Here is a 21,313-nt window from a genome sequence, read left to right on the forward strand (position 1 = left end):
ATGAGCCTCTATGCGATGCAGAAATTTTTGTTCGCGCTGAATCGCGAGCAGGAAGTGCAGCGGCGCTATGCCGAAGGTGGCGAGACGCGCGCGGCCTTGCTGAGCGCCTATGACTTCACCGATGAAGAGCGCGAGGCCATCGACACCGGCGACATCGGCAAGCTCTACGTGCTCGGCTGCAATGGCCAGCTGCTGATGCACTTCGCACCGCTGCTCGGCATTCCATGGGCCGACTACCTCGAAGCCATGCGCGAAGGCGTGCGCAAGTACGGCCCGGTGCGCGCCGGCATCTACGCCATGACAACCGGAACCGACGAGAAGGTGGCAGGCGTATGAGCCTCGTATTCGCAGGCGTGTGCAGCCACGCCCCCGGCATCACCGGCCGCGCACATCTCGCCGACCCGGCGGTGAAGGACGAGTTCCACGCGCAGTTCCACCGCTTCGGCGAAGCGATGCGTGCAACGAAACCCGACGCGGTGATCGTGATCGCCGCCGAGCACTTCGCGAACTTCTTCATGAACAACATGCCGGCCTATGCGATCGGCATGGCCGACAGCTACGAGGGCCCGATCGAAGACCCGAAGTGGCTGGGCATCGAGAAGCACAGGATCCCTGGCGATGCCGCGCTGTCGCAGCGCCTGATCCGCGAGGTGATGCAGACGGTGGACGTGGCCTACGCGGAGGAGTGGAAGTTCGACCACGGCATCATGGTGCCGCTGAACTTCCTCACGCCGGAGTTCGACACCAAGGTCATCCCCGTCAACATCAACTGCCAGGGCCCGCCGCTCACGCCGCTGTACCGCGCCTGGGCTTTCGGCGAGGCGCTGCGCCGCGCCTGCGACAAGGCGCCCGAGCGCATCGCGCTGGTGGGAACGGGCGGCATCTCGCACTGGCCCGCCACGCCCGATTCGGGCAAGGTCAATGCCGCGTGGGACGCCGAGTTCATGAAGCGCTGGTGCGCCAACGACCGCGAGGGCCTGCTCTCGCAGGACGACTACGGCGACGAGGCCACCTACCGCGAAGCGGGCCAGGGCGGCTTCGAGATCCGCACCTTCATCAGCGTGGCCGCGGCAGCGCGCGGCAAGGGCGAGATTCTTCACATGAAGGCCATCCCGATCTTCGCGGTGACATGCACTGCCGCGACGATGTCGGTGGAATGAACGGAGAGCACCCATGCCCCATCTCGTGATCCTCTACACGCCCAACATCGAAACCGAGACCGACATGTCGGCGCTGTGCCGCACGCTGGCCGACACCATGCTGAAGCAGCGCGACGAGGCCGACAAGCCGGTGTTCCCCATCGGCGGCACGCGCGTGCTGGCCTACCCTGCCGCGCACTACGCGGTGGCCGACGGCAAGGCCGACTACGCCTTCGTGTACCTCAACATCCGCATGGCCGCGGGGCGCTCGGAGGCGGTGAAGAAGAAAGCCGGCGACGAACTGTTGGCCGACGTGCGCGCGCATTTCGCGCCGATCTTCGAGAAGCGCCACATCGGCATCACGCTGCAGATCGACGAAAGCCCGGGGCAGGTGTACGACGGCAAGCACAGCAACCTGCATCCCCTGTTCAACAAGACCTGAACGAAGCCAGTCCATGCTCTCCCAAGCCACCATCGCCCAACTGGCCGCCGAACTGCACGAAAGCGAGAAGTCGCGCGTGCAGGTCGAGCACTTCTCCAAGCGCTTTCCAGAGATGACCATCGAGGACGGCTACGCCATCTCGCGCGAATGGGTAAGGAACAAGATCGCCGAAGGGCGCGTCGCGCGCGGCCACAAGATCGGCCTCACCTCGCGCGCCATGCAGCAGTCCAGCCAGATCGACGAGCCCGACTACGGCACGCTACTCGACGACATGTTCTTCGAGCAGGGCGGCGACATTCCGTTCAAGCGCTTCATCGCGCCGCGCATCGAGGTGGAGCTGGCCTTCATCCTCGGCAAGAAGCTGCAGGGGCCGAACGTGACCATCTTCGACGTGCTGGCCGCCACCGACTACGTGGTGCCCGCCATCGAGATCATCGACGCGCGCATCGAGCAGTTCGACCGCCACACCAAGGCGCCGCGCAAGGTGTTCGACACCATCTCCGACAACGCGGCCAATGCCGGCATCGTGATGGGCGGCCGGCCGGTGAAGCCCGATGCAGTGGACCTGCGCTGGGTGAGCGCGCTGCTCTACAAGAACGGCGTGATCGAGGAATCGGGCGTGGCCGCGGCCGTGCTCAACCATCCGGCCACCGGCGTGGCTTGGCTCGCGAACAAGCTGGCGCCGTGGGAAGAATGCCTGGAGGCCGGCGAAGTGGTGCTGGCCGGCTCGTTCACGCGGCCCACCACTGCCGTGCCGGGCGACACCTTCCACGCCGACTACGGCCCGCTCGGCGCCATTTCGTTCCGCCTTGTCTGAAAGAAGAAAGACGCCATGCAAACACCCATCAATACCTTCAAGCAGGCCCTTCAAGCGGGCAAGCCCCAGATCGGCCTCTGGGTCGGACTGGCCGACGGCTACGTGGCCGAGATCCTCGCCGGCACCGGCTACGACTGGCTGCTGGTAGACGGAGAGCACGCACCCAACGACGTGCGCTCGGTGCTCGCCCAACTGCAGGGCATCTCCAGCGCGTGGTCTGCGCAGGCCGAGTCGGAGCGCTCGCACCCCATCGTGCGCATTCCGGTCGGCGACACCACGCTGATCAAGCAGTACCTCGACATCGGCGCGCAGACGCTGCTGGTGCCGATGGTCGACACGGCCGAGCAGGCCGCGCGGCTGGTGCAGGGCATGCGCTACCCACCCGAAGGCATCCGCGGCATGGGCAGCGCGCTGGCGCGTGCCTCGCGCTGGCAGGCCTACCCGAACTACCTGCACGAAGCCAACGCGCAGACCTGCCTGCTGGTGCAGGCCGAAACGGTGGAGGCGATGAAGAACCTCGACGCCATCGCGGCCACGCCGGGCGTGGACGGCGTATTCATCGGGCCGGCCGACCTGTCGGCCTCGATGGGCTTCGTGGGCCAACCCAACCACCCCGAGGTGCAGGCCGTGATCGCCGACGCCATCGCGCGCATCCGCAAGGCCGGCAAGGCGCCGGGCATCCTGTCGACCACCGAGGAGCAGGCGCGCAAGTGGCTTGCGGCCGGCGCGCTGTTCGTGGCGGTGGGCGTGGACACCATCGTGCTGGCGGCGGCGGCAAAGCAGCTGCTCGCAAAGTACAAGGCCGCACCGGGCGTGGCCTCGCCCAACGGCTACTGATTTCCTTCACACCGGAGCACCCTTGATGCAACGCATGACTTTGGCGGCCATGGCCGCGACAGCCACCTTGTTCCTCGCCGCCTGTGCACCCATGGGCGCCGGCAAGCAAGGCCCCACCGCCCAGCAGGAAGCCAACCGCCAGACCGTGCTCGCCTTCTACGAGAAGGGCCTGAACCAGAAGGATGCCGACGCGGCCCTGCAGTACGTGGGCAACCGCTACGTGCAGCACAACCCCACGGCGGCCGACGGCCCCGAGGGCTTTCGCAAGTTCATCGGGTTCCTGCGCGAGAAGTTTCCGAACTCGAAGAGCGAGATCAAGCGCAGCTTCGTCGACGGCGACTACGTGATCCTGCATGTGAACGCAGTGCGCGAGCCCGGCACGCGCGGCAGCGCCATCGTCGACATCTTCAAGCTGGAGAACGGAAAGATCGTCGAGCACTGGGACGTGGTGCAGCCCGTGCCCGAGACCGCCGCGAACAAGAACGGCATGTTCTGACCCGTCCGCAATCCAGCCAGCAGCCAACGCCAGCCTGATGACCACGCCCACCGACCCCACCAAGCGCTTTCGCTCCGCCACCATTCGCGAGGGCACGATCCGCGCGACCACGCGCAGCTTTCTCCATGCGCTGGGCCAGGACGACGAGGACATCGCGCGCCCGCACATCGGCGTGTTCCATACGGGCGGCGAGATGAGCCCGTGCAACCTCAACCTGCGCGACCAGGCGCAGCATGCCAAGACCGGCATCTACGCCGGCGGCGGCACACCGCACGAATGCCCCGTGGTGTCGATCAGCGACGGGCTGACGATGGCGCATTCGGGCATGCGCTTCTCGCTGATCTCGCGCGAGCTGATCGCCGACAGCGTGGAAGCCTCCACGCGCGGCCACCAGTGGGACGGCATCTTCGCCATCGGCGCGTGCGACAAGAACCTGCCGGGGCTGATGATGGGCATGGTCCGCTGCAACGTGCCGAGCGTGTTCGTGCACGGCGGCTCGGCATTGCCGGGCCAGATGCCGGGGCCACATCCAGAAGTACGGGGCCGCGACCTGAACGTGGTCGACACCTACGAGACCATCGGCAAGGTGCTGGCCGGCACCGCCACGCACGACGAACTCGACGCAATGAGCCGCGCCTGCCTGCCCACGGCCGGCGCCTGCGCGGGGCAGTTCACGGCCAACACGATGGGCATGGTGTCGGAAGCGCTGGGCCTGGCGCCCATCGGCTCCAGCATGGTGCCAGCCGTGTTCAGCGAACGCGCGCCGCTGATGCGCCGCGCCGCAAAGACGCTGATGAAGGCGGTGATGGGTGACAACCCGCTGCCGCGCGACATCGTCACACGCAAGGCGCTGGAAAACGCCTGCGCCGTGGTGTCGGCCACTGGCGGCTCGACCAACGCGGCGCTGCACCTGCCGGCGATTGCGCACGAGGCGGGCATCAAGTTCCACCTCGACGACGTGGCCGAGGTTTTCGCGCGCACGCCGCTCATCGCCGACCTGCGTCCGGGCGGCCAGTACCTGGCGCGCGACGTGTTCTACATCGGCGGCGCGGGCGTCATCCTGCGCACGCTGCTGGAGCAGGGCTTCCTGCATGGCGACGCGCTCACCTTCACCGGCCGCACGATGGCCGAGGAACTGGCTGGTGCGCTGGCGCCCGACGGCCGCGTGGTGCGCGAGGCCGGCAACCCGATCACGCGCGACGGCGGGCTGGCGGTGCTCAAGGGCAACCTCTGCCCCGACGGCGCCCTGCTCAAGACGGCGGGGCTCAAGGGCCTGGTGTTTCGCGGCCCGGCGCGCGTCTTCAATTCCGAGGAAGAAGCGCAGACCGCTGTGCAGAACCGGCTGTACGAGGCCGGCGACGTGATCGTGATCCGCAACGAAGGCCCCAGGGGCAGCCCCGGCATGCGCGAGATGCTGGGCATCACCGCCCTGCTCTACGGCCAGGGCATGGGCGACAAGGTGGCGCTGCTGACCGACGGGCGCTTCTCGGGCGCGACGCGCGGCCTGTGCATTGGCTACGCGGGGCCTGAAGCCGCGGACGGCGGCCCGATTGCGGCGCTGCGCGACGGCGACGTGATCGCCATCGACGCGCGGGCTGACGCACGCTCGATCACGGTCGAACTCACGGCTGAAGAAATCACGGCGCGGCTCGCCGGACGTGAGGTAAACGTGGGGGTCGCCCGAGGTGGCTTGCTGGAAAAATACGCGCTCACCGTGCGCCCTGCCCACCAGGGCGCCGTGACCCACTCGGGCGCGGTCACCTGGCTGCGCGACGAGTCTTGACCCTCCATAACCAACGTCCGGAGAGAGACACCATGAGCTTCACGCGCCGCCAGATCCTGCAGACCACCAGCGCCTCGGCCTTGATGGCCAGCCTTGGCCAGAACGTTTTCGCGCAAGCGATGAACATCGAGACCGCAACCATCGTCACCGGCTTCGCGGCCGGCGGCACGTCGGACACCACCTGCCGGCGCCTGGCGACGAGGCTCAGCCCGGACTACGCGAAGACCGTGGTGGTCGAGAACCGCACCGGCGCGGGCGGCCAGATTGCCGTGAGCTACGTGAAGAGCCGCCCGGCCGACGGCAGCACCATCCTGCAGACGCCGACCTCGATCCTCACGATCTACCCGCACATCTACAAGAAGCTGCCGTACGACCCGATGGTCGACATCACGCCGGTGAGCCTGGCCTGCATCTTCGACTTCGGCTTTGCCGTGGGCCCGGCCGTGCCGGCCAGCGTGAAGAGCGTGCCCGAGTTCCTGGCCTGGGCCAAGGCCAACCCGGCCGGCGCCAACTTCGGCTCGCCCGCTGCCGGCTCCACCCCGCACTTCATCGGTGCGCTGCTGGGCCAGAAGGGCGGCGTCGAACTGAAGCACGCGGCCTACCGCGGCACGCAGCCGGCCATGCTCGACCTGCTGGGCAGCAACATCTCGGCGGTGTCGGGGCCCATCGGCGACATCACGCAGCATCTGCTGTCGGGCAAGGTGCGCATCCTGGGCGTGTCGGGCTCCAAGCGCAGCCGCTTCGCGCCAGACGTGCCGACCTTCGGCGAGCAGGGCATCAAGGACATGGCCCACAGCGAATGGTTCGCCTTCTTCCTGCCGGCCAAGGCCTCGCCCGAACTGGTGGCGAAGCTGAACACGGCCATGAAGAACGCGCTGGCGCAGAAGGACGTGATCGACGGCCTCGGCACCTTCGGACTGGAAGCGATGTCTTCCACGCCGGCCGAGCTGACCGAACTGCTCAAGAAAGACACCGCCAAGTGGGCGCCGATCGTCAAGGAAGTCGGCTTCACCGCGGAAGGTTGAAACACATGAAGGAACTGCCATGAACACACTCGCCACTCCAGCACCCTCGGCGCTGGTCCATCCCTCGATCCACCCCGACGAGCGCGCCGCGCGCGAAGAGCTTGCGGCCTGCTATCGCGTGTTCGCGATGCTGGGCTGGGTCGAGATGATCTACAACCACATCACGGTGCGGCTGCCCGACAGCGTGACGGGTGGCGAGAAGCAGTTCCTCATCAACCCCTTCGGCCTGCACTACAGCGAGGTCACGGCCAGCAACCTGGTGAAGATCGACCTGCACGGCAAGGTGCTCGACGGCTCGACCTACCCGGTGAACCCGGCCGGCTTCACGGTGCACGCGGCCATTCACGACGGCCTGCCCGGCGCGCACTGTGTGATGCATACGCACACGACCGCAGGCGTGGCCGTGGCCTGCCTGCAGGGCGGGCTGCAGCAGACCAATTTCTATACCGCCCAGCTGCACGGCATGGTGGCGTACCACGACTTCGAGGGCATCACGATCCATGCCGACGAAGGCCCGCGCCTGCTCAAGAGCATCGGCGACCGCAACGCGGTGATCCTGCGTAACCACGGCCTGCTGGCCTGGGGGCAGACGCTGCCGCAGACTTTTGCGATTTTGTGGACGCTGCAGCGCGCCTGCGAAATCCAGATGGCAACCTTCTCGATGGGCCAGGCGATTCCGGTGAGCGAGGAGATCGCGCAGCGCTGCACGCGCGACGCGCTGCAGTTCAGCCCCGAGCATGGCGCCGGGCAGGATGTGTTCAATGCGCTCGTCCGCCAGGTGGACCGCATCGACCCCTCGTACCGCAACTGAACCGAAGCGACTGAACCCATGAAGATCTGTATTTACGGCGCCGGCGCGATCGGCGGATGGATCGGCGTCGGCCTCGCGCAAGCGGGCCAGCGCCTGAACGTGGTGGCACGCGGCGCCACGCTCGAGGCATTGCAGCGCGACGGCCTGTCGCTCATGCGCGGCAGCGCGGGTGGAGAGGTGCGCACGCGCGTGCCCGTCAACGCCGTGGCCGACCCCGAGGCGCTCGGCGTGCAGGCCCTGGTGGTCATCGCCGTGAAGGCGCCGGCCCTGGCCGCCGTTGCCGAACGCATCGGGCCGCTGATCGGCGCCGACACCATCGTGCTGGTCGCGATGAACGGCGTGCCGTGGTGGTTCCTCGAAGGCGGCTTCGGCGGCGAGATCACGGGCCACCGGCTCGCGGCGGTGGACCCCGACGGTGCCATTGCCAAGGCCATTCCGTCGCGCAACGTGATCGGCTGCGTGGTGCACGCGAGCTGCTCGCTCGACGGGCCGGGCGTGGTGCGGCATCACTTCGGCAACGGGCTGATCGTTGGCGAGCCTTCGGGCGAGGCCACGCCGCGCGTGCAGAAGCTGGTCGAGCTGCTGAAGAGCACCGGCATCGACACCACGCTGTCGCCGCAGATCCAGAAGGACGTGTGGTTCAAGCTGTGGGGCAACATGACGGTGAACCCGATCAGCGCGCTCACCGGCTGCACCACCGACCTGATCATGGGCGACGACTACGTGCGCGGCTTCATCTCGGCGGTGATGCTGGAGGCCAAGGAGATCGGGCGGCGCATCGGCATCGAGATCACGCAGAGCCCGGAAGACCGGCACGCCATCACCATGAAGCTCGGGGCGTTCAAGACCTCGATGCTGCAGGACGTGGAAGCCGGGCGTTCGGTGGAGCTCGATGCGCTTGTAACGGTGGTGCGCGAACTGGGCGAGCTGACGGCGGTGGCAACGCCGTTCACCGATGCGCTGCTGGGGCTGGCACGCCTGAGAACGCGGCAACTCGGGCTTTACTGAGCGCCGGCGCAGCGCACCGGGATCCAAGGTCAGGCGGCGCACAGGTTCGGTCCGCAGACTGCAAATGCAGCGTCTGCAGAACCCTGTACACCCTTTTTTCTTCTTGGGCTATCCTCTCGCCATTCGAATGCACGTAGCGATTTCTTACACACCAACAAGGCTATATGCGTGCTTGAGCGAAGGGGGAGACAGATAGATGCGCTTGATCTTCATCGAACTTCTGGTGGCCTTGGTGCTGCTGCCCATCAGCGGCCTGTTCTGGTGGTGGGCCTTCGGCATGGGCGGCCTGGCTGTGGCCGGCTTTCTGCTGGTTGGCGGCGGCGCTCTGTACCTTGTCTTGCGGGGCGTGCGCTCGGCCAAGAACCAACTCGGTCACCCCGGCGACGACCGTGAGCAATAGGCCCTGAGCCTTTTCGCCTGACACATTCGCATTCAATTTGGCAGGGAATTGGTGCAATTTGTTTTTTCGGTCTCACCTGCCACGGCGTCGGCACGGCCGGATCTGAATTCTTTTTTCTGATTTGTCCGGCTCGTGATGAGCCAGGCACAGTTTCATTGATTGAAATCTGAAACATCCTTCGGCGCCCGAATGATGCAAATAAAAAACACTACAAAAGTGTCAATCAGGCTGTCGCAAATCGCATTTCCTCCGAATTGAATCGGCAATTAGCCTGAAATCATTCATCGATTTCCTGGGCAGATTTCGCACGGTCTTGGTGCTCCTGGCCCCGGCGGAGGGCAAGGAATTCGAAAGTAATTCAAAAATCCTACCGCCAGTTCACCTTGGGCAGCGGCCGACTAGGTACCCTCCCGCGTCATTGCTCGACGCTAAAACTGGACGAACTGAAGCTCATAGCCCACGATTTGTCGGCTACGTCCTACTCAGCTGACAATTGCTTACAAAGTAGAACGCAATGTCAAAAACCCTATGCGGGTGGCCTCTGTGGTTCGAGAGCCACGATTTCCCGTATCAATGGGGTAATTAATAAGTTGCATTTTCCATTTCGGCTGACGGCATCCTGACCAGCCGTTTGCCCCCTCGCTTCCCAATGAAAAAGGGCCTCCGGAAGGGGAAGCAAGGGATAACCCTGCCCCCGGCGTGGTCGCACCACGAATGGACACGCCTTTTGCGTCTACTCCACGAAATAGGGCTGCTGCGAAGGCAGCGACAATTTCTTTTTCATTGCTCTCCCGATAAATCTCCGGTCAAGCCGGAAAAGCGTCTTGGTAATAAAAAGAATTACCGGCGCAAATCGGGCTCGGGCTTTGCATATGAATCGCAGTTGTTGAAAAAACCAAGTTCGCAATGGAGTTCCATTTGACACGCTACCTGTACCTGATGGGGTGGAGTGCCGCCTTGGCCGGCGCGTTGATGCTTCAGGGCTGCGCACCGGGCTTTGGCTCCGTGGTGGCTTACGAGCCCGATCAGAGTCCGGCGCCATCTCTTGCTGCCGACGGCACGCCGCAGGAGGCGCTCGTCCCCATCTCGCCGAGCCTCATCCGCGCGATGGCCGAGGCGCAGCCGGCGGCGATTCCGCCCGACGTGAAGGCCCTGTTCGGCGAAGCCCCGGTCTACACGATCGGCCCGGGCGACGTCGTGGGCGTCATCGTCTACGACCACCCCGAGCTGCTGCCCAACGCCGGCGCCGTGATTTCCCAGCAGACGGACCCCACGGGCATCAGCGTGGCGCCGGGCTTCATCGTCGGCGCCAACGGGCAGATCAGTTTTCCGTACATCGGCCGGGTCCAGATGCAGGGCCTGACCGAGATCGAGGCGTCCGACGTGATCGCCAAGCGCATCGCGCGCTACATCAAGGACCCGCAGGTGACGGTGCGCATCCAGTCCTTCAGAAGCCGCCGTGCATTCGTGGAAGGCGAAGTGCGCACGCCGGGGCTGCAGCTCTTCACCGACGTTCCGATGACGCTGTCCGAAGCGCTCAACCGGGCCGGCGGCATCACGTCCAGCGGCGACCGTTCGTTCATCACGCTGACACGCGGCGACAAGACCACGCTCATCGACCTGCCCAAGCTGCAGGACCTGGGCAGCAACGCCAGCAAGATCCCGCTGCAGAACGGCGACGTGGTGCAGGTGCGCAACCGCGACGAGAGCAAGGTGTTCGTGATGGGCGAAGTCGCCAAGCCCTCGGCGCTGACCATGCACAACGGCAGGCTCACCCTCAACGAGGCGCTGGGCGAGGCCGGCAGCGCAAGCCTGGGCACGGCGAACACGGGGCAGATCTACGTCGTGCGCAACAACGCCAACAACACGAAGGGCTCGCCGTCGGTCTTCCACCTGAATGCGAAGAACCCCGCCGCGCTGGCGCTGGCCGAGCGCTTTCCGCTGCAGCCGCGCGACGTGGTCTACATCGACTCGGTGCCGCTGGCCACCTGGAGCCGGGTGGCCAGCCTGATCCTGCCGGCGACCCAGGCGCTCTACTACAGCGACCAGGTCTACATGAACCACCGATGAGATCCGTACTGACAGTCTGCATCGGCAACATCTGCCGAAGCCCGATGGCGGAAGGCCTGCTTGCCGCGGGATTGCCGCATCTGCGCGTGTTCTCCGCGGGCACCGGCGCGCTCGTCGGCAAGCCGGCCGACCCGATGGCGCAGGTGCTCATGCGAAAGCGCGGCATCGACATCTCGGACCACGTCGCGCAGCAGGTGAGCCAGATGCTGTGCCGGCAGGCCGACCTGATCCTGGTGATGGACCGGGAGCAGCGCCGCCATCTCGAATCGACCTACCCCTTCGTGCGCGGCAAGGTCTTCCGCATTGCCGAGTTCTCGGTCGCGCAGGACGTGCCCGACCCGTATGGAAAAGACGAGGCGGCGTTCGAGCACGCCCTGGCCCTGATCGATGCCGGCGTCCGGACATGGATCGACCGCATTCTGAAAATCACAAAACCCGAGCAGCAACCTACATGAACGCACCCCCGCAAGCCGCGCCGATGCCGATGCAAGCGCTGGAAGAGGATGGCGACGGCATCAACCTGGCCGAGTACCTGGACATCCTGATCGACCACCGCTGGCTCGTCGCGGCCATCGTTGCCGTGACCGTGCTCCTGGGCGCGGCCTATGCCTTCCTCGGCAAGCCCCTCTACGAAGCCAACGTCGCGGTGCAGGTGGAAGACTCCGGCAACTCCGCAGGCAGCTTCCTGGGCGATGCCGCCTCCTCGCTGCTGAGCGTGAAGACTCCGGCCGCGGGCGAGATCGAAATCCTTCGCTCGCGCGCCATCCTCGGCAAGGCCGTGGAGAACACCAAGCTCTACATCAGCGCGCGGCCGCGGTATGCACCCATCGTGGGCAGCTGGCTCGCTCGCCGCGCCACCGAGCTGTCGGACCCTGGCTTCATGGGGCTTTCGGGCTACGTGACGGGCACCGAGAGCATCCTCGTTCCGAGGTTCGACGTTCCCGCGGATTTCGAGGAAAAGCCGTTCACGCTGACCCTCGGGGCCGATGGCCAGTACGAACTGAGCAACCCCGACATCGACACGCCGATGAAGGGCTCCATCGGCACCTTGCTGGTGGCGAACGTTCCCGGCGTTCCGAACGGAAGCGTGAGCCTGCTGGTCAGCAGCATCAACGCGAAGCCGGGCGCGCAGTTCCAGCTCGTGCGGTCTTCGACGCAGCTGACGCTCCTGGCGCTGCAGGACAACCTGAAGGTCGTGGAAAAGGGCAAGCAGTCGGGCGTGCTCGATGTCAGCTGGAGAAGCGGCGACGCAGAAAAGCTGACGCAGCTGCTCAACGAAATCGGTCGCCTCTACGTTCGCCAGAACATGGAGCGCAAGGCGGCCGAGGCCGAGAAGACGCTGGGCTTCCTGGACGGCGCGCTGCCCCAGTTCAAGAAGCAGCTGGAGCAGTCCGAAGACATCTACAACCGCTACAGAAACCAGAACGGCACGGTCAGTCTCGACGACGAGGCAAAGAACGCGCTGACCCAGACCATCGACCTGCAGTCCAAGCTGCTCGAGGCCGAACAGAAGCGGCGCGAGCTCACGGCGCGCTTCACGAGCGAGCATCCCGCCGTCCAGACGCTGGACACCCAGGTCGCCGCATGGAAGAGCGCGCTCGCAACCGTCGATGCACGCATCCGCAAGATGCCGGAGCTGCAGCAGAACACCGTTCGCATGCAGCGCGACATCAAGGTGAACACCGACCTGTACGTATCGCTTCTCAACAGCTCGCTGCAGATGCGGCTGGCCAAGGAAGGCAAGGTGGGCAACGTGCGCCTGCTGGACGACGCCATCGTTCCGGAAGAACCGGTGTGGCCCAAGCGGCCCCTGGTCATCGCGCTGGCTGTGATCCTGGGGCTGGCTGCCGGCATCGGCGCCGCGATTGCAAGGAACTCGTTCTTCGGCGGCATCCGCAATCCGGGAGAAATCGAAAGCCACACCGGGCTGAACGTCTACAGCAGCATTCCGCTGAGCGCCGCCCAGCGCACGGTCGAGAGGAACATCGAGAACAAGGTCGTCGGCAAGCATGTCCTGGCGCACCTGTTCCCCGAAGACCCCGCGGTGGAAAGCCTGCGCAGCCTTCGCACCGCGCTGCAGTTCGCCATGCTGGAAGCGACCAACAACCGCCTTCTCATCTCCGGCGCGACGCCTGGCGTGGGCAAGACCTTCATCTCGGTCAACTTCGCGGCGATCACCGCGGCAACCGGCAAGAAGGTTCTGCTGATCGACGCGGACTTGCGCAAGGGCCGCGTGAATCAATTCCTCTCGATCCAGCGGTCTTCCGGCCTGTCCGAATTGATCGCCGGCACGCTCGACCTCGAGAAAGCGATTCGCCCGTCGGCCCTGCCGAATCTGGACATCATTACCACGGGTGTGCTTCCGCCCAATCCGGCCGAGCTGCTGACGAGCGATTCCTTTGCCCAGGTACTGGAAAAGTTATCTCCGCTATACGACCTCGTCATCATCGACACGGCCCCGGTTCTCGTTGCCGCGGATACCGCATCGGTCGCCCCGCTTGCGAGCACTTTGCTACTCGTTGCACGCGCCGAAAAGACCCAGCTCGGCGAATTGAATGAGAGCGTCAGAAGACTTGCGCATGCAGGTCGCACGGTAAATGGCGTAATTCTGAATGCTATTGATCTAACCCGCCGCCACGCTGGCAGCGGGAGTTACAAATATGGCGCTTACAAGCATTTACAATATACATACAATACCAACAGGGATTCCACCTAGACCGTGAAAATTGGAGTTAAATTCAAAATCATGAGCCGGGATTTTGCCCTGACTCATTGATTAAATACTCAATTAGTATTCGGAGTAATAAGGCACTACAAATGGCAATTAGTCCATTCGTATTGCCTTCATCGAGTCATTTGGCCGCGCAATAGTTTCTGCATTGCAGATCCTACGAGGCATTTGTGCGGGTCGTCTCGGCCAAAAAACCAAGGCCATAACAGAGGACATGCAGGCTTTTGCCTGCGTGAGGAAAGGTGCGTCAAAAATGAAATCATTTCGACGAGAAATCTTGTCGCGCTTCAAATCCGGGCGGGGAAATCCCATGGGAAATCTCCACCCTGAAGAATCGCTGGTACCGCAAGGCTGGAATATTTCGGACGCAAGCGGCGAAATGTCCCGAGGCGGCTCGCAAACCGGAATTCATCATCCGGCCGTACTGCGGATCGGGAAAAGGTCGGTAGACATTGCCGCCGCGCTGTTCTTTTTTGCGGCATTCGGCTGGCTCTTCGTGCTGATCGGCCTCTTCGTGCTGATCAGCTCCGGATCTCCGGTCCTGTATTACCAGTCGCGCTACGGAAAAGACGGGCGAATATTCAGGTTCTACAAGTTCCGCTCGATGATCGCCAACTCGGCCCAGGTGCTCGAGGAACATCTGAAAAGCAATCCGGAGGCACGCCGCCAATGGGATGAATACCAAAAGCTGGACGACGATCCACGGATCACGCGTTTCGGCAAATTCATCCGCAAGACCAGCCTGGACGAACTGCCGCAATTCTGGAACGTGCTGACGGGCGACATGAGCCTCATCGGCCCCCGCCCCTGCATGCTCGAGCAGAAGGAGCTCTACGGCCAGAACTGGTCGCACTACTGCGCTGTCCGCCCGGGGATCACGGGCCTGTGGCAGGTCAGCGGTCGCAATCAGCTGACCTACAACGCACGCGTTGCGTTGGACGTGAGGTATGTCGAGACCCTTTCCGTCGGGAAGGACGTGGACATCTTCTTCAGAACCATCTGGGTGGTTGCTGCCGGTCACGGGTCCCGATGAATTTCATCGGTCCCGGATGATCGGCTCCGGCCGGGCCGGCCGGACAGATTTTCCTTCGCTTTCGAAATGATTGGATTGGAATCCACATGCGGATGAGCCACGCCATTCCGGGACCGGCGGTGAGAAGAAGAAGCACGCGCCGCTTCAATCAATTCTCGATTGCCGGAATACTGATCGTGCTCGTGTACACGATCATCTACGCGTATTTCAGGGAAATGCTTCCCGAGAAATGGAGCGTGGACTCGGCAAAGATCATCGAGATTCTCAATTACGGCGGCACGGGCGACATGGACAACTCGTTCGCTGTCACCGCCGCGCTGTTCGCCGTTATCGGGGTCGACAACCTGGATGTTTTCACCTGCGGCGTGAGCATAATATTTTTGCTTTTCGCGACCCACGACGTTCGCAAGACCGGCGACTTTTTCGCCAGGCTGCTGCTGATTGCGCCTTGCATCATGCTGAACATGTTTGCGCCGTCCAAGGAGACGGTCGTGCTCATCATGACCATGTTCATCACCGTTTCGACCATCTATTTTCGAACGTCGAAAGTATTTACCGTCGGCGCCTTTCTTTTTCTTTACGCAATCTACGGGGTCTTCGTACGGCAATATTATTTGCTGATTGTCGGTGTGTTTTTCATGGTCTATTACCTGTGGCGGCGCCCTCTTAAATATCACATTCTGGCCGCCATCGTGGTCGTCGGAGCGATCATGGCGGCACCTTCCAGCATTTTGCAGACGCTTCAATCGCCGCGAGATACATCGAATGCCTACGCGGAACAGATCGGCAGCGACAACAGAACGGCTTTTACCAATATTGCGTCTCCCGCGAGTGGCCCCGGATTCCTGGTCAATTACGTCTATGCCGCGACGGTGCTGATCACGCCGGTTCTTTATTTTCAGACTGCAAGCGACGCGTTCATGCAATTGATGATCGCAGCCATGCTGATCATTTTGTACAGAGCCCGGCGAAAATCCAAGCGCGACCCGGATCGATTCGAGCCGAGGTTTTTCGGCAGCCTCTTCATAGCGCACATTCTTGTGCAATTGATATTCGAACCAGATCTCGGCAGCTTCACCAGGCATTTGACCTCCGTAATGCTCTACCTCATTGCCATCAAAGTTTCCGAGAACAAAGCAGTCTCCAGATGAAAAAAATCCTGATTTGTGCGGTGCCGTACAGCGACAACCTGGGTGACGGGGTCATCGCGGCGTCGCTGGCTCACATCGCCGGCATGAAATATCCGGAGGCGAAGGTGGAGTTCCTCGACATCGCCGGCCGCGTCGCGTTCGACGAATCGAATCTGCGTGGCGGAGGCGCGTTCGAAATCTTCCAGAAGATGCCGGCCCTGCTGCGATCGGCAATCGTTTTCGCGTATTGCCTCAAGAACTACCTCCTGGGCTGGCGCAGGCAATGGAGCGTCGCGGTCAACGATGCGGATCTGGTCCTCATCGGCGGTGGCCAGCTGTTCTGCGACGTGGCGCTGAACTTTCCCGCCAAGCTGTTTCTGCTGAGCAGGTTGCTTCGCGGCAAGAAGGTCGCGGTGGTCTCGGTTGGCGTCACGGCCAAATGGTCGTTCTGGGGGAAATTTCTGGTCAAGAAATTCCTCAGGAACGCCGCCCCCGTTTTCTACGCGACGCGCGATGTGGACTCGGCGAACAACCTGCACGCGTTCTTCGACATCCCGCGCAGCGAGATCAAGGTCGTTCCCGACCCCGCGCTGGTTTGCGCGAGCGCCTTTTCGGAAGAGCTCTCCCCGGACAAGAAGTGGGACGTGGGAATCTGCGTCAGCAGCCTCGATGCGCTGGTGATGAATTCCGAATATGGCGACACGCGCACCAGCGGGTCCGCAGAATTCTTCTCGGGCCTGGCCGAAGCATTGCAGGCGGAAGGCGCGCGGGTGCTGTATTTCACGAACGGCGCGGCGGAGGACAACAAGATCCTTGCCGAGATTTCTTCTTCGCGGGCAGCCGCACCGGGCTGCTCGTTCGTCGTTCCGAAGCGCCCCGACGATCTTGTTGCGCTGATCAGCGCCTGCTCGTGCATTGCGGCGCACCGGCTGCACGCAAACATCGTCGCCTACAGCCTGAACATTCCCTCCATCGGGATGAATTGGGACAAGAAGGTCGAGTCCTTTTTCCAGCTGACGGACCGAACCCAGTATTTGTTCGGCCTGTCGCCACGCCGGGAAGAGCTGAAGGCCTCCGTACTGAATCTGCTCAACGAAAAAAATGCCGACCGCAGAAGACTGGACGAATTGAAGACCGAAGTCATCGCCGGAACCCACGCATTGATCTGAGGAGCGAATCTCCATGAAAGTACTGCACGTTGCCGAAACGCTCAAGGGCGGGTTGGAAACCTATCTTCGGATCGTTTCGAATTTCCAGAAGAACTCTCCGGAAATCAGCCAGGTGAAATTCATACTGCCCGGAACGGTCGATTGGCTGAACCCCGAGAGCGCACACGTGGTGCCCACCGCCCGCAGCCCCCTGTCCCTGGTTGGCTACGCCGCGCGCGTCAAGAAGATCATCGAGTCGGAGCGCCCTTCCGTGCTCCACCTGCACAGCTCGATTGCCGGGGGCATCGTCCGGGTCATGGCCATGCTCGGGCAGATACCCAGCGAAGTGAAGATCGTCTATTGCTCCCACGGCTGGGCATTCGATCAGGCTGCGTCCCGCTACAAGAAGTCGGCCTATCGCTGGATCGAGCGGCTGCTTTCCTCGCGCAGCGACGCCATCATCTGCATCAGCCGCCATGAGGTCAGGATCGCGTCGAAATCCGGCATCAGGCGATGCACATGCATTCCCAACGGAATCGACTCCGTCAGCCCCAGGCTGCCGAGTCAATTGCTTCCTGATGAAGTCGAACGCAGCCAGCGAAAAGTCCTGTTCGTCGGCCGCCTGGACCGGCAAAAGGGAATCGACGTCCTGCTCGACTCGTACAACAGGGTGAAGCCGAACTTCAAGCTGATCGTCGTCGGCGAGGCGGTGCGGAATGACCTTTTTCTTCCCAAGTCCGATCGGGTCGAGTTCAAGGGCTGGCTGGAAAAAGACGAGCTGGACGCCGTCTACCAGGACTGCGACGCCATCATCGTTCCGTCGAGATGGGAAGGCTTCGGGCTCGTTGCAGTCGAAGCCATGGCGAGGAGCAAGGCGGTTTTTGCATCCGCTGTGGGCGGCCTCGTCGACATCGTTGAAGACGACAGGAGCGGCCGGCTCTTTTCCCTGGAGCAGATGGACCAGATGCTGCGGGAAATCGACGGCATCCCCAATGAAACCCTGCGGCAGATGGGACAGACCGGGCGAAAGATCTTCGAAGAGAAGTTCACTTCGCAGCGAATGAACACCGCCATCGTCGATCTGTACAAGGAGTCGGTCCTGCCATGAAGATTTCTGGATTCTTTGCCCGAGGCCTCGTCGGGCTGCTGGGCACCCTGCTGTTCATTGCAGCGTCGATCAGCACGGCCAATGCCCGAGGCATCGACGGCCTGACCTCGGAGTACCCGGTTGCGCTGAGCGTGCAGATCGATCCCGCGACCATCACGGACGACGACCTGCATGAAATACGTGCGGCCGGTTTCGAATTCGTGCGGTTCGGCGTGCGGCCTCCGCTGAAAAGCGTCAACCCCAATTTGATCGACTACCCGGGCCTGATCCAGCGCGTGCGCAAGGCCAGGCTCGAAGCCATCGTCACTTTGTTTGGTGGCCGCGAGATCTGGGGACACGAGCCCTCGGACTTGCGTGGCGGCAACCGCAGCAAGGAAACCATGTTCGCGGACTTTGCGAGCGACTTCATGAAGGCGCACACCACAGATGTCGCCGTCTGGGAGATATGGAACGAGCCGGACAACAAGACATTCCTGCAGCCCAACCTTCTTTCGAACTTCGGGACCGCCTCGTCGGAGCTGTGCAACAAGCTGGCGCAGCAAAAGATCCAGCCGAACATCGTCATCGGATACGGCTTCGCGAAGCTGCCCTTCGCCGGAGGCAAGGTTCCTTCGGAGCTGGAAGATGCCTTTGTCTCGGCCGCCAGGACCGACTGCCTGACGGACATCTCGATTCATCCATACCGCTCGGTTCCCGAAACGGCGCTGGCCGACTACCAGAAGCTGCGTGCGCAACTGGACCAGCGGCAACTGAAGAAGACCGGCATCGTCGCTTCGGAATGGGGCTACGCCTCGTACATGCCGGTTCGCGACCGCAACGCACAGGCTTCGCTGATCTTCAGGGAGTACCTGATCAATGCCGCCGCGGGCATCAAGCTCCTGAACCTCTACTCGTGGCGCGACAGGGGCCAGTCTTACTTTTCGAAGGAAGACAACTTCGGAATCAAGTCCAAAGCCGGAGAAAAGAAAGAGGCCTATTCCGCGCTGACCGAGTTTCTCAAGATCGCCAAGCACTCCCAGAAGGTTTCGTACCAGGATGCCAAGGGCATGAGCCAACTGGTGCTGCGTCGCGGCGAGTCCTTGCTGCACGTGGTCTGGACGCAGGGCCCCGAACAAACCGTGTCGGTCCCCGCAGGCAGCGGCAAGAAATGCACGCGCGTCGACTTCTTCCCCCAGATGCGTGAAGGCAGTTGCGGAAACCCGTCGGGCGGGAGCTTTTCTGTCAAGGCGACTGCCAATCCCGTTTTGCTGTCCATATCGGACTGAGCGGGATGAAGCATCTGTCCGGACTCGGAAAACGTCTTGGTGGTCCGATCTACGCCGTTGCAGACCAATGCATATACAGCGCGAGCCAACTGCTCCTGAGCTTTGCGCTGGCTCGCGTGCTTTCGCCTTCGGATTTCGGCGTTGCCTCCGCATTCCTTGCGGTGAGCAGCTTTCAATACATCCTGCACATGGCCATGGTGCATGAGCCCTTGCTGATCAAGCGCTACTACGCGCATCGATCCGCGGCGTGGCTCTCATGGGCTCTGGTGGTTCTTTTTTCTCTTCTGGGGTACGCGGCCTGGCAAGTGGCGGCTTTTCCCGGACAGCTGCACTGGGTGGGCGTGGCCTTGATCGTCGGCTACGAGATCTTCTGGATCTCACGCAGCCTCCTGCTCACTGGGCGGCGGTACGGGATTCTGTGCGTTACCGGTGTGCTGGTCGGCGTGGGATATGTCGCCATCCTGAAAGCCGAAAAGCCCGCGACGTGGATGGAAGCCCTGCTGCTGATTTCCATCATCCAGGTCCCGTTTCTTTTTTTGGTGCTCAGGAATGCGGGGAACGTGATGCTTCCGCTCCCGGCAGCGAAGAATGCGCAAGGGCTGACGGTCGGCGAATCGATGGCTTATGGCTGGAAGGCCAGCCTCTCCCAGTTCATGAGCTGGATCATGACGGGAGGGGCCATCCTGCTGCTTGGCTCCTCGGCAGATTCCGAGCAGGGTGGCTTGCTCAAGATCTACATCACCTTCCTGCTGCCGATGCAGTACGTGCTGTCGGCGCTTGGCTACTACCTGCTTCCGCAATTGGCGGCGAACTGGAATTCCGAAGGAAGAAAAAAAGCCTTCCGCGATTTCATCAAGTTCGTGCTGCTCGGGTTCGTGATTGCCGAAGGAGTCGGCGTCTTGCTGGGCCTGCTGGGGCCCCGCCTCGTCGTCCTCGCATTCGGTCCGAACTACAAGGGAATGGATTTTTCCCCCTTCTTCTATGCGCCCGCGATCTTCGGGCTGACCATGTGCCTGCGGACAGGCTTCAGGGCGGCCGCGCGGCCAGGTGCCCTCTTGCTGTGCTCGATCGTCGGCGCCGTGGTGTTCGCCATTCTGATGTTCGCGGCAACGCCACCCATCTCCTACATCCAGACCATCCGCGCCATGACCTGGGGCTTCGCCTGCATGGCCGCTTTGATGATCGGCTGCCTGTTCTATTTCATGCGAGCGACAACGACAGGGGAGAGTGCCTGAAAACGGGCAAGCAGGCCTTGGAGATCTTTATGAGCAACCCTTTGCTTCGCAGCGTAAGCATCGACGAGCGCCTTCGGTTCCTGAGGGATGGCGTGGTGTGCCTGCGCAAGATCATCTCGCCCGAATGGATCCAGCTGGCCCAGGACGGCATCGAGCAGCAGCGCCGCGCTCCTTCGCCCTACGCGACCGTGGTGGATGCCGACCCGCTCTATCTGCTGATCGACCAGATGCCGTCGGTGCAGAACGGCATGCTCCAGCGCGTGGTGTTCGAGTCAGGCGCCGGCGAGATCGCCAAGCAGCTGACCGTGACGAGACGGCTGCGCTGGATTTACGACCAGCTGTTCTACAAGGGCCGCGGCCCTGCCGCCGAGACGCCCTGGCACCAGGACACGTCCTATGGATTGGCGGACAGCCACCGCATCGTGCGCGTGTGGATGCCGGTCGACCACATGCCGCGCGAGACCGCCATCGAGGTGGTGCGCGGCTCGCATCTCTGGAAAACGCACTATGGGCTGAGCGGCAGCAAGATCGAGGTGCTGGACGATGAATTCGAACTGCCGGACATCGAAGCCAATCGCAGCGCCTTCGACATCGTGGGCTACGAGGTGGACCCGGGCGACGTGGTGGTCTTCAACTACCGGGCACTGCACCATGCCGGCCCCGGCGTGAACTTCAACGAGAAGCGCAGGGCCTTTGCCATCCTGTACGCCGACGACGAACTCAGGCTGAGGCATCGTCCGTCCTTGTTGCCCGGGCCGTTGGACACCGCGGGCCTCGCGTGGCGCGACGGACAGAAGACGGGCGATTTTCCTGAGGTGTTTCGCGCCGTGTGAAC

General features: G+C 62.8%; 21 protein-coding genes. All 21 read left to right on the plus strand.

Annotation, left to right across the window (positions count from 1 at the left end; genetic code table 11):
- The 21 genes from BLW48_RS14165 to BLW48_RS14265 all read left to right on the plus strand — a co-directional run bounded on the left by BLW48_RS14165 (window position 1) and on the right by BLW48_RS14265 (window position 21,311).
- Window positions 1-336 carry an aromatic ring-opening dioxygenase subunit LigA gene (locus BLW48_RS14165; protein ID WP_093175568.1) on the plus strand — a complete coding sequence of 112 codons (336 nt, stop codon included), beginning with the start codon at window positions 1-3 and terminating at the stop codon, window positions 334-336.
- A complete protein-coding gene (locus tag BLW48_RS14170) occupies window positions 333-1,160 on the plus strand; it encodes a DODA-type extradiol aromatic ring-opening family dioxygenase (RefSeq protein WP_093175571.1) in 828 nt (275 codons plus the stop codon). The genes BLW48_RS14165 and BLW48_RS14170 overlap by 4 nt, the downstream gene beginning before the upstream one ends.
- A 13-nt stretch (window positions 1,161-1,173) precedes the next feature.
- The gene (locus BLW48_RS14175) at window positions 1,174-1,581 is read left to right on the plus strand and encodes a 5-carboxymethyl-2-hydroxymuconate Delta-isomerase (protein WP_093053323.1); all 408 of its coding nucleotides are present in this window, start codon (window positions 1,174-1,176) and stop codon (window positions 1,579-1,581) included.
- A gap of 13 nt (window positions 1,582-1,594) precedes the next feature.
- Entirely contained in the window at window positions 1,595-2,398 is an 804-nt protein-coding gene (gene hpaH, locus BLW48_RS14180) for a 2-oxo-hept-4-ene-1,7-dioate hydratase (RefSeq protein ID WP_093175574.1), read from the plus strand.
- 15 nt (window positions 2,399-2,413) lie between these two features.
- Complete coding sequence (gene hpaI, locus BLW48_RS14185) at window positions 2,414-3,235, plus strand: 4-hydroxy-2-oxoheptanedioate aldolase (RefSeq protein WP_093175575.1); 822 nt, start codon at window positions 2,414-2,416, stop codon at window positions 3,233-3,235.
- Between the two features lie 25 nt (window positions 3,236-3,260).
- Window positions 3,261-3,731: a nuclear transport factor 2 family protein gene (locus tag BLW48_RS14190; protein WP_093175579.1), complete on the plus strand. Its 471-nt coding sequence runs from the start codon at window positions 3,261-3,263 to the stop codon at window positions 3,729-3,731.
- 37 nt (window positions 3,732-3,768) lie between these two features.
- A complete protein-coding gene (gene ilvD, locus BLW48_RS14195) occupies window positions 3,769-5,514 on the plus strand; it encodes a dihydroxy-acid dehydratase (RefSeq protein WP_093175581.1) in 1,746 nt (581 codons plus the stop codon).
- Between the two features lie 32 nt (window positions 5,515-5,546).
- Window positions 5,547-6,539, plus strand: coding sequence for a Bug family tripartite tricarboxylate transporter substrate binding protein (locus tag BLW48_RS14200; protein ID WP_093175584.1), 993 nt, complete (start codon window positions 5,547-5,549; stop codon window positions 6,537-6,539).
- 19 nt (window positions 6,540-6,558) lie between these two features.
- Window positions 6,559-7,350, plus strand: a complete 792-nt coding sequence (locus BLW48_RS14205; RefSeq protein ID WP_093175586.1) for a class II aldolase/adducin family protein — start codon at window positions 6,559-6,561, stop codon at window positions 7,348-7,350.
- Window positions 7,351-7,368: 18 nt separating this feature from the next.
- On the plus strand, window positions 7,369-8,358 hold the full coding sequence (locus tag BLW48_RS14210; RefSeq protein ID WP_093175589.1) for a 2-dehydropantoate 2-reductase: 990 nt from the start codon (window positions 7,369-7,371) through the stop codon (window positions 8,356-8,358).
- Between the two features lie 196 nt (window positions 8,359-8,554).
- Window positions 8,555-8,758 (plus strand): hypothetical protein, encoded by a 204-nt coding sequence (locus BLW48_RS14215; RefSeq protein ID WP_176928761.1) that lies wholly within the window; start codon window positions 8,555-8,557, stop codon window positions 8,756-8,758.
- A 906-nt stretch (window positions 8,759-9,664) separates the two neighbouring features.
- Window positions 9,665-10,828, plus strand: coding sequence for a polysaccharide biosynthesis/export family protein (locus BLW48_RS14220; RefSeq protein WP_093053301.1), 1,164 nt, complete (start codon window positions 9,665-9,667; stop codon window positions 10,826-10,828).
- Complete coding sequence (locus tag BLW48_RS14225) at window positions 10,825-11,283, plus strand: low molecular weight protein-tyrosine-phosphatase (protein WP_093175592.1); 459 nt, start codon at window positions 10,825-10,827, stop codon at window positions 11,281-11,283. The genes BLW48_RS14220 and BLW48_RS14225 overlap by 4 nt, the downstream gene beginning before the upstream one ends.
- Window positions 11,280-13,544 (plus strand): polysaccharide biosynthesis tyrosine autokinase, encoded by a 2,265-nt coding sequence (locus BLW48_RS14230; RefSeq protein WP_093053297.1) that lies wholly within the window; start codon window positions 11,280-11,282, stop codon window positions 13,542-13,544. Before BLW48_RS14225 ends, BLW48_RS14230 begins: the two co-directional genes overlap by 4 nt.
- Before the next feature lie 268 nt (window positions 13,545-13,812).
- On the plus strand, window positions 13,813-14,592 hold the full coding sequence (locus BLW48_RS14235) for a sugar transferase (RefSeq protein WP_256216746.1): 780 nt from the start codon (window positions 13,813-13,815) through the stop codon (window positions 14,590-14,592).
- 92 nt (window positions 14,593-14,684) lie between these two features.
- Window positions 14,685-15,743 carry a hypothetical protein gene (locus BLW48_RS14240; protein WP_256330775.1) on the plus strand — a complete coding sequence of 353 codons (1,059 nt, stop codon included), beginning with the start codon at window positions 14,685-14,687 and terminating at the stop codon, window positions 15,741-15,743.
- On the plus strand, window positions 15,740-16,891 hold the full coding sequence (locus BLW48_RS14245) for a polysaccharide pyruvyl transferase family protein (protein ID WP_093175594.1): 1,152 nt from the start codon (window positions 15,740-15,742) through the stop codon (window positions 16,889-16,891). The genes BLW48_RS14240 and BLW48_RS14245 overlap by 4 nt, the downstream gene beginning before the upstream one ends.
- A gap of 13 nt (window positions 16,892-16,904) precedes the next feature.
- Complete coding sequence (locus BLW48_RS14250; protein WP_093175597.1) at window positions 16,905-17,978, plus strand: glycosyltransferase; 1,074 nt, start codon at window positions 16,905-16,907, stop codon at window positions 17,976-17,978.
- Window positions 17,975-19,243 (plus strand): hypothetical protein, encoded by a 1,269-nt coding sequence (locus BLW48_RS14255; RefSeq protein WP_093175599.1) that lies wholly within the window; start codon window positions 17,975-17,977, stop codon window positions 19,241-19,243. Before BLW48_RS14250 ends, BLW48_RS14255 begins: the two co-directional genes overlap by 4 nt.
- Window positions 19,244-19,248: 5 nt before the next feature.
- Window positions 19,249-20,478, plus strand: a complete 1,230-nt coding sequence (locus BLW48_RS14260; protein WP_093175602.1) for a lipopolysaccharide biosynthesis protein — start codon at window positions 19,249-19,251, stop codon at window positions 20,476-20,478.
- Window positions 20,479-20,507: 29 nt separating this feature from the next.
- Window positions 20,508-21,311, plus strand: coding sequence for a phytanoyl-CoA dioxygenase family protein (locus BLW48_RS14265; protein WP_093175605.1), 804 nt, complete (start codon window positions 20,508-20,510; stop codon window positions 21,309-21,311).
- The last annotated feature ends 2 nt before the right edge of the window (window positions 21,312-21,313 follow it).

It is taken from the genome of Variovorax sp. YR266, assembly GCF_900107295.1.
Lineage (GTDB): Bacteria > Pseudomonadota > Gammaproteobacteria > Burkholderiales > Burkholderiaceae_C > Variovorax.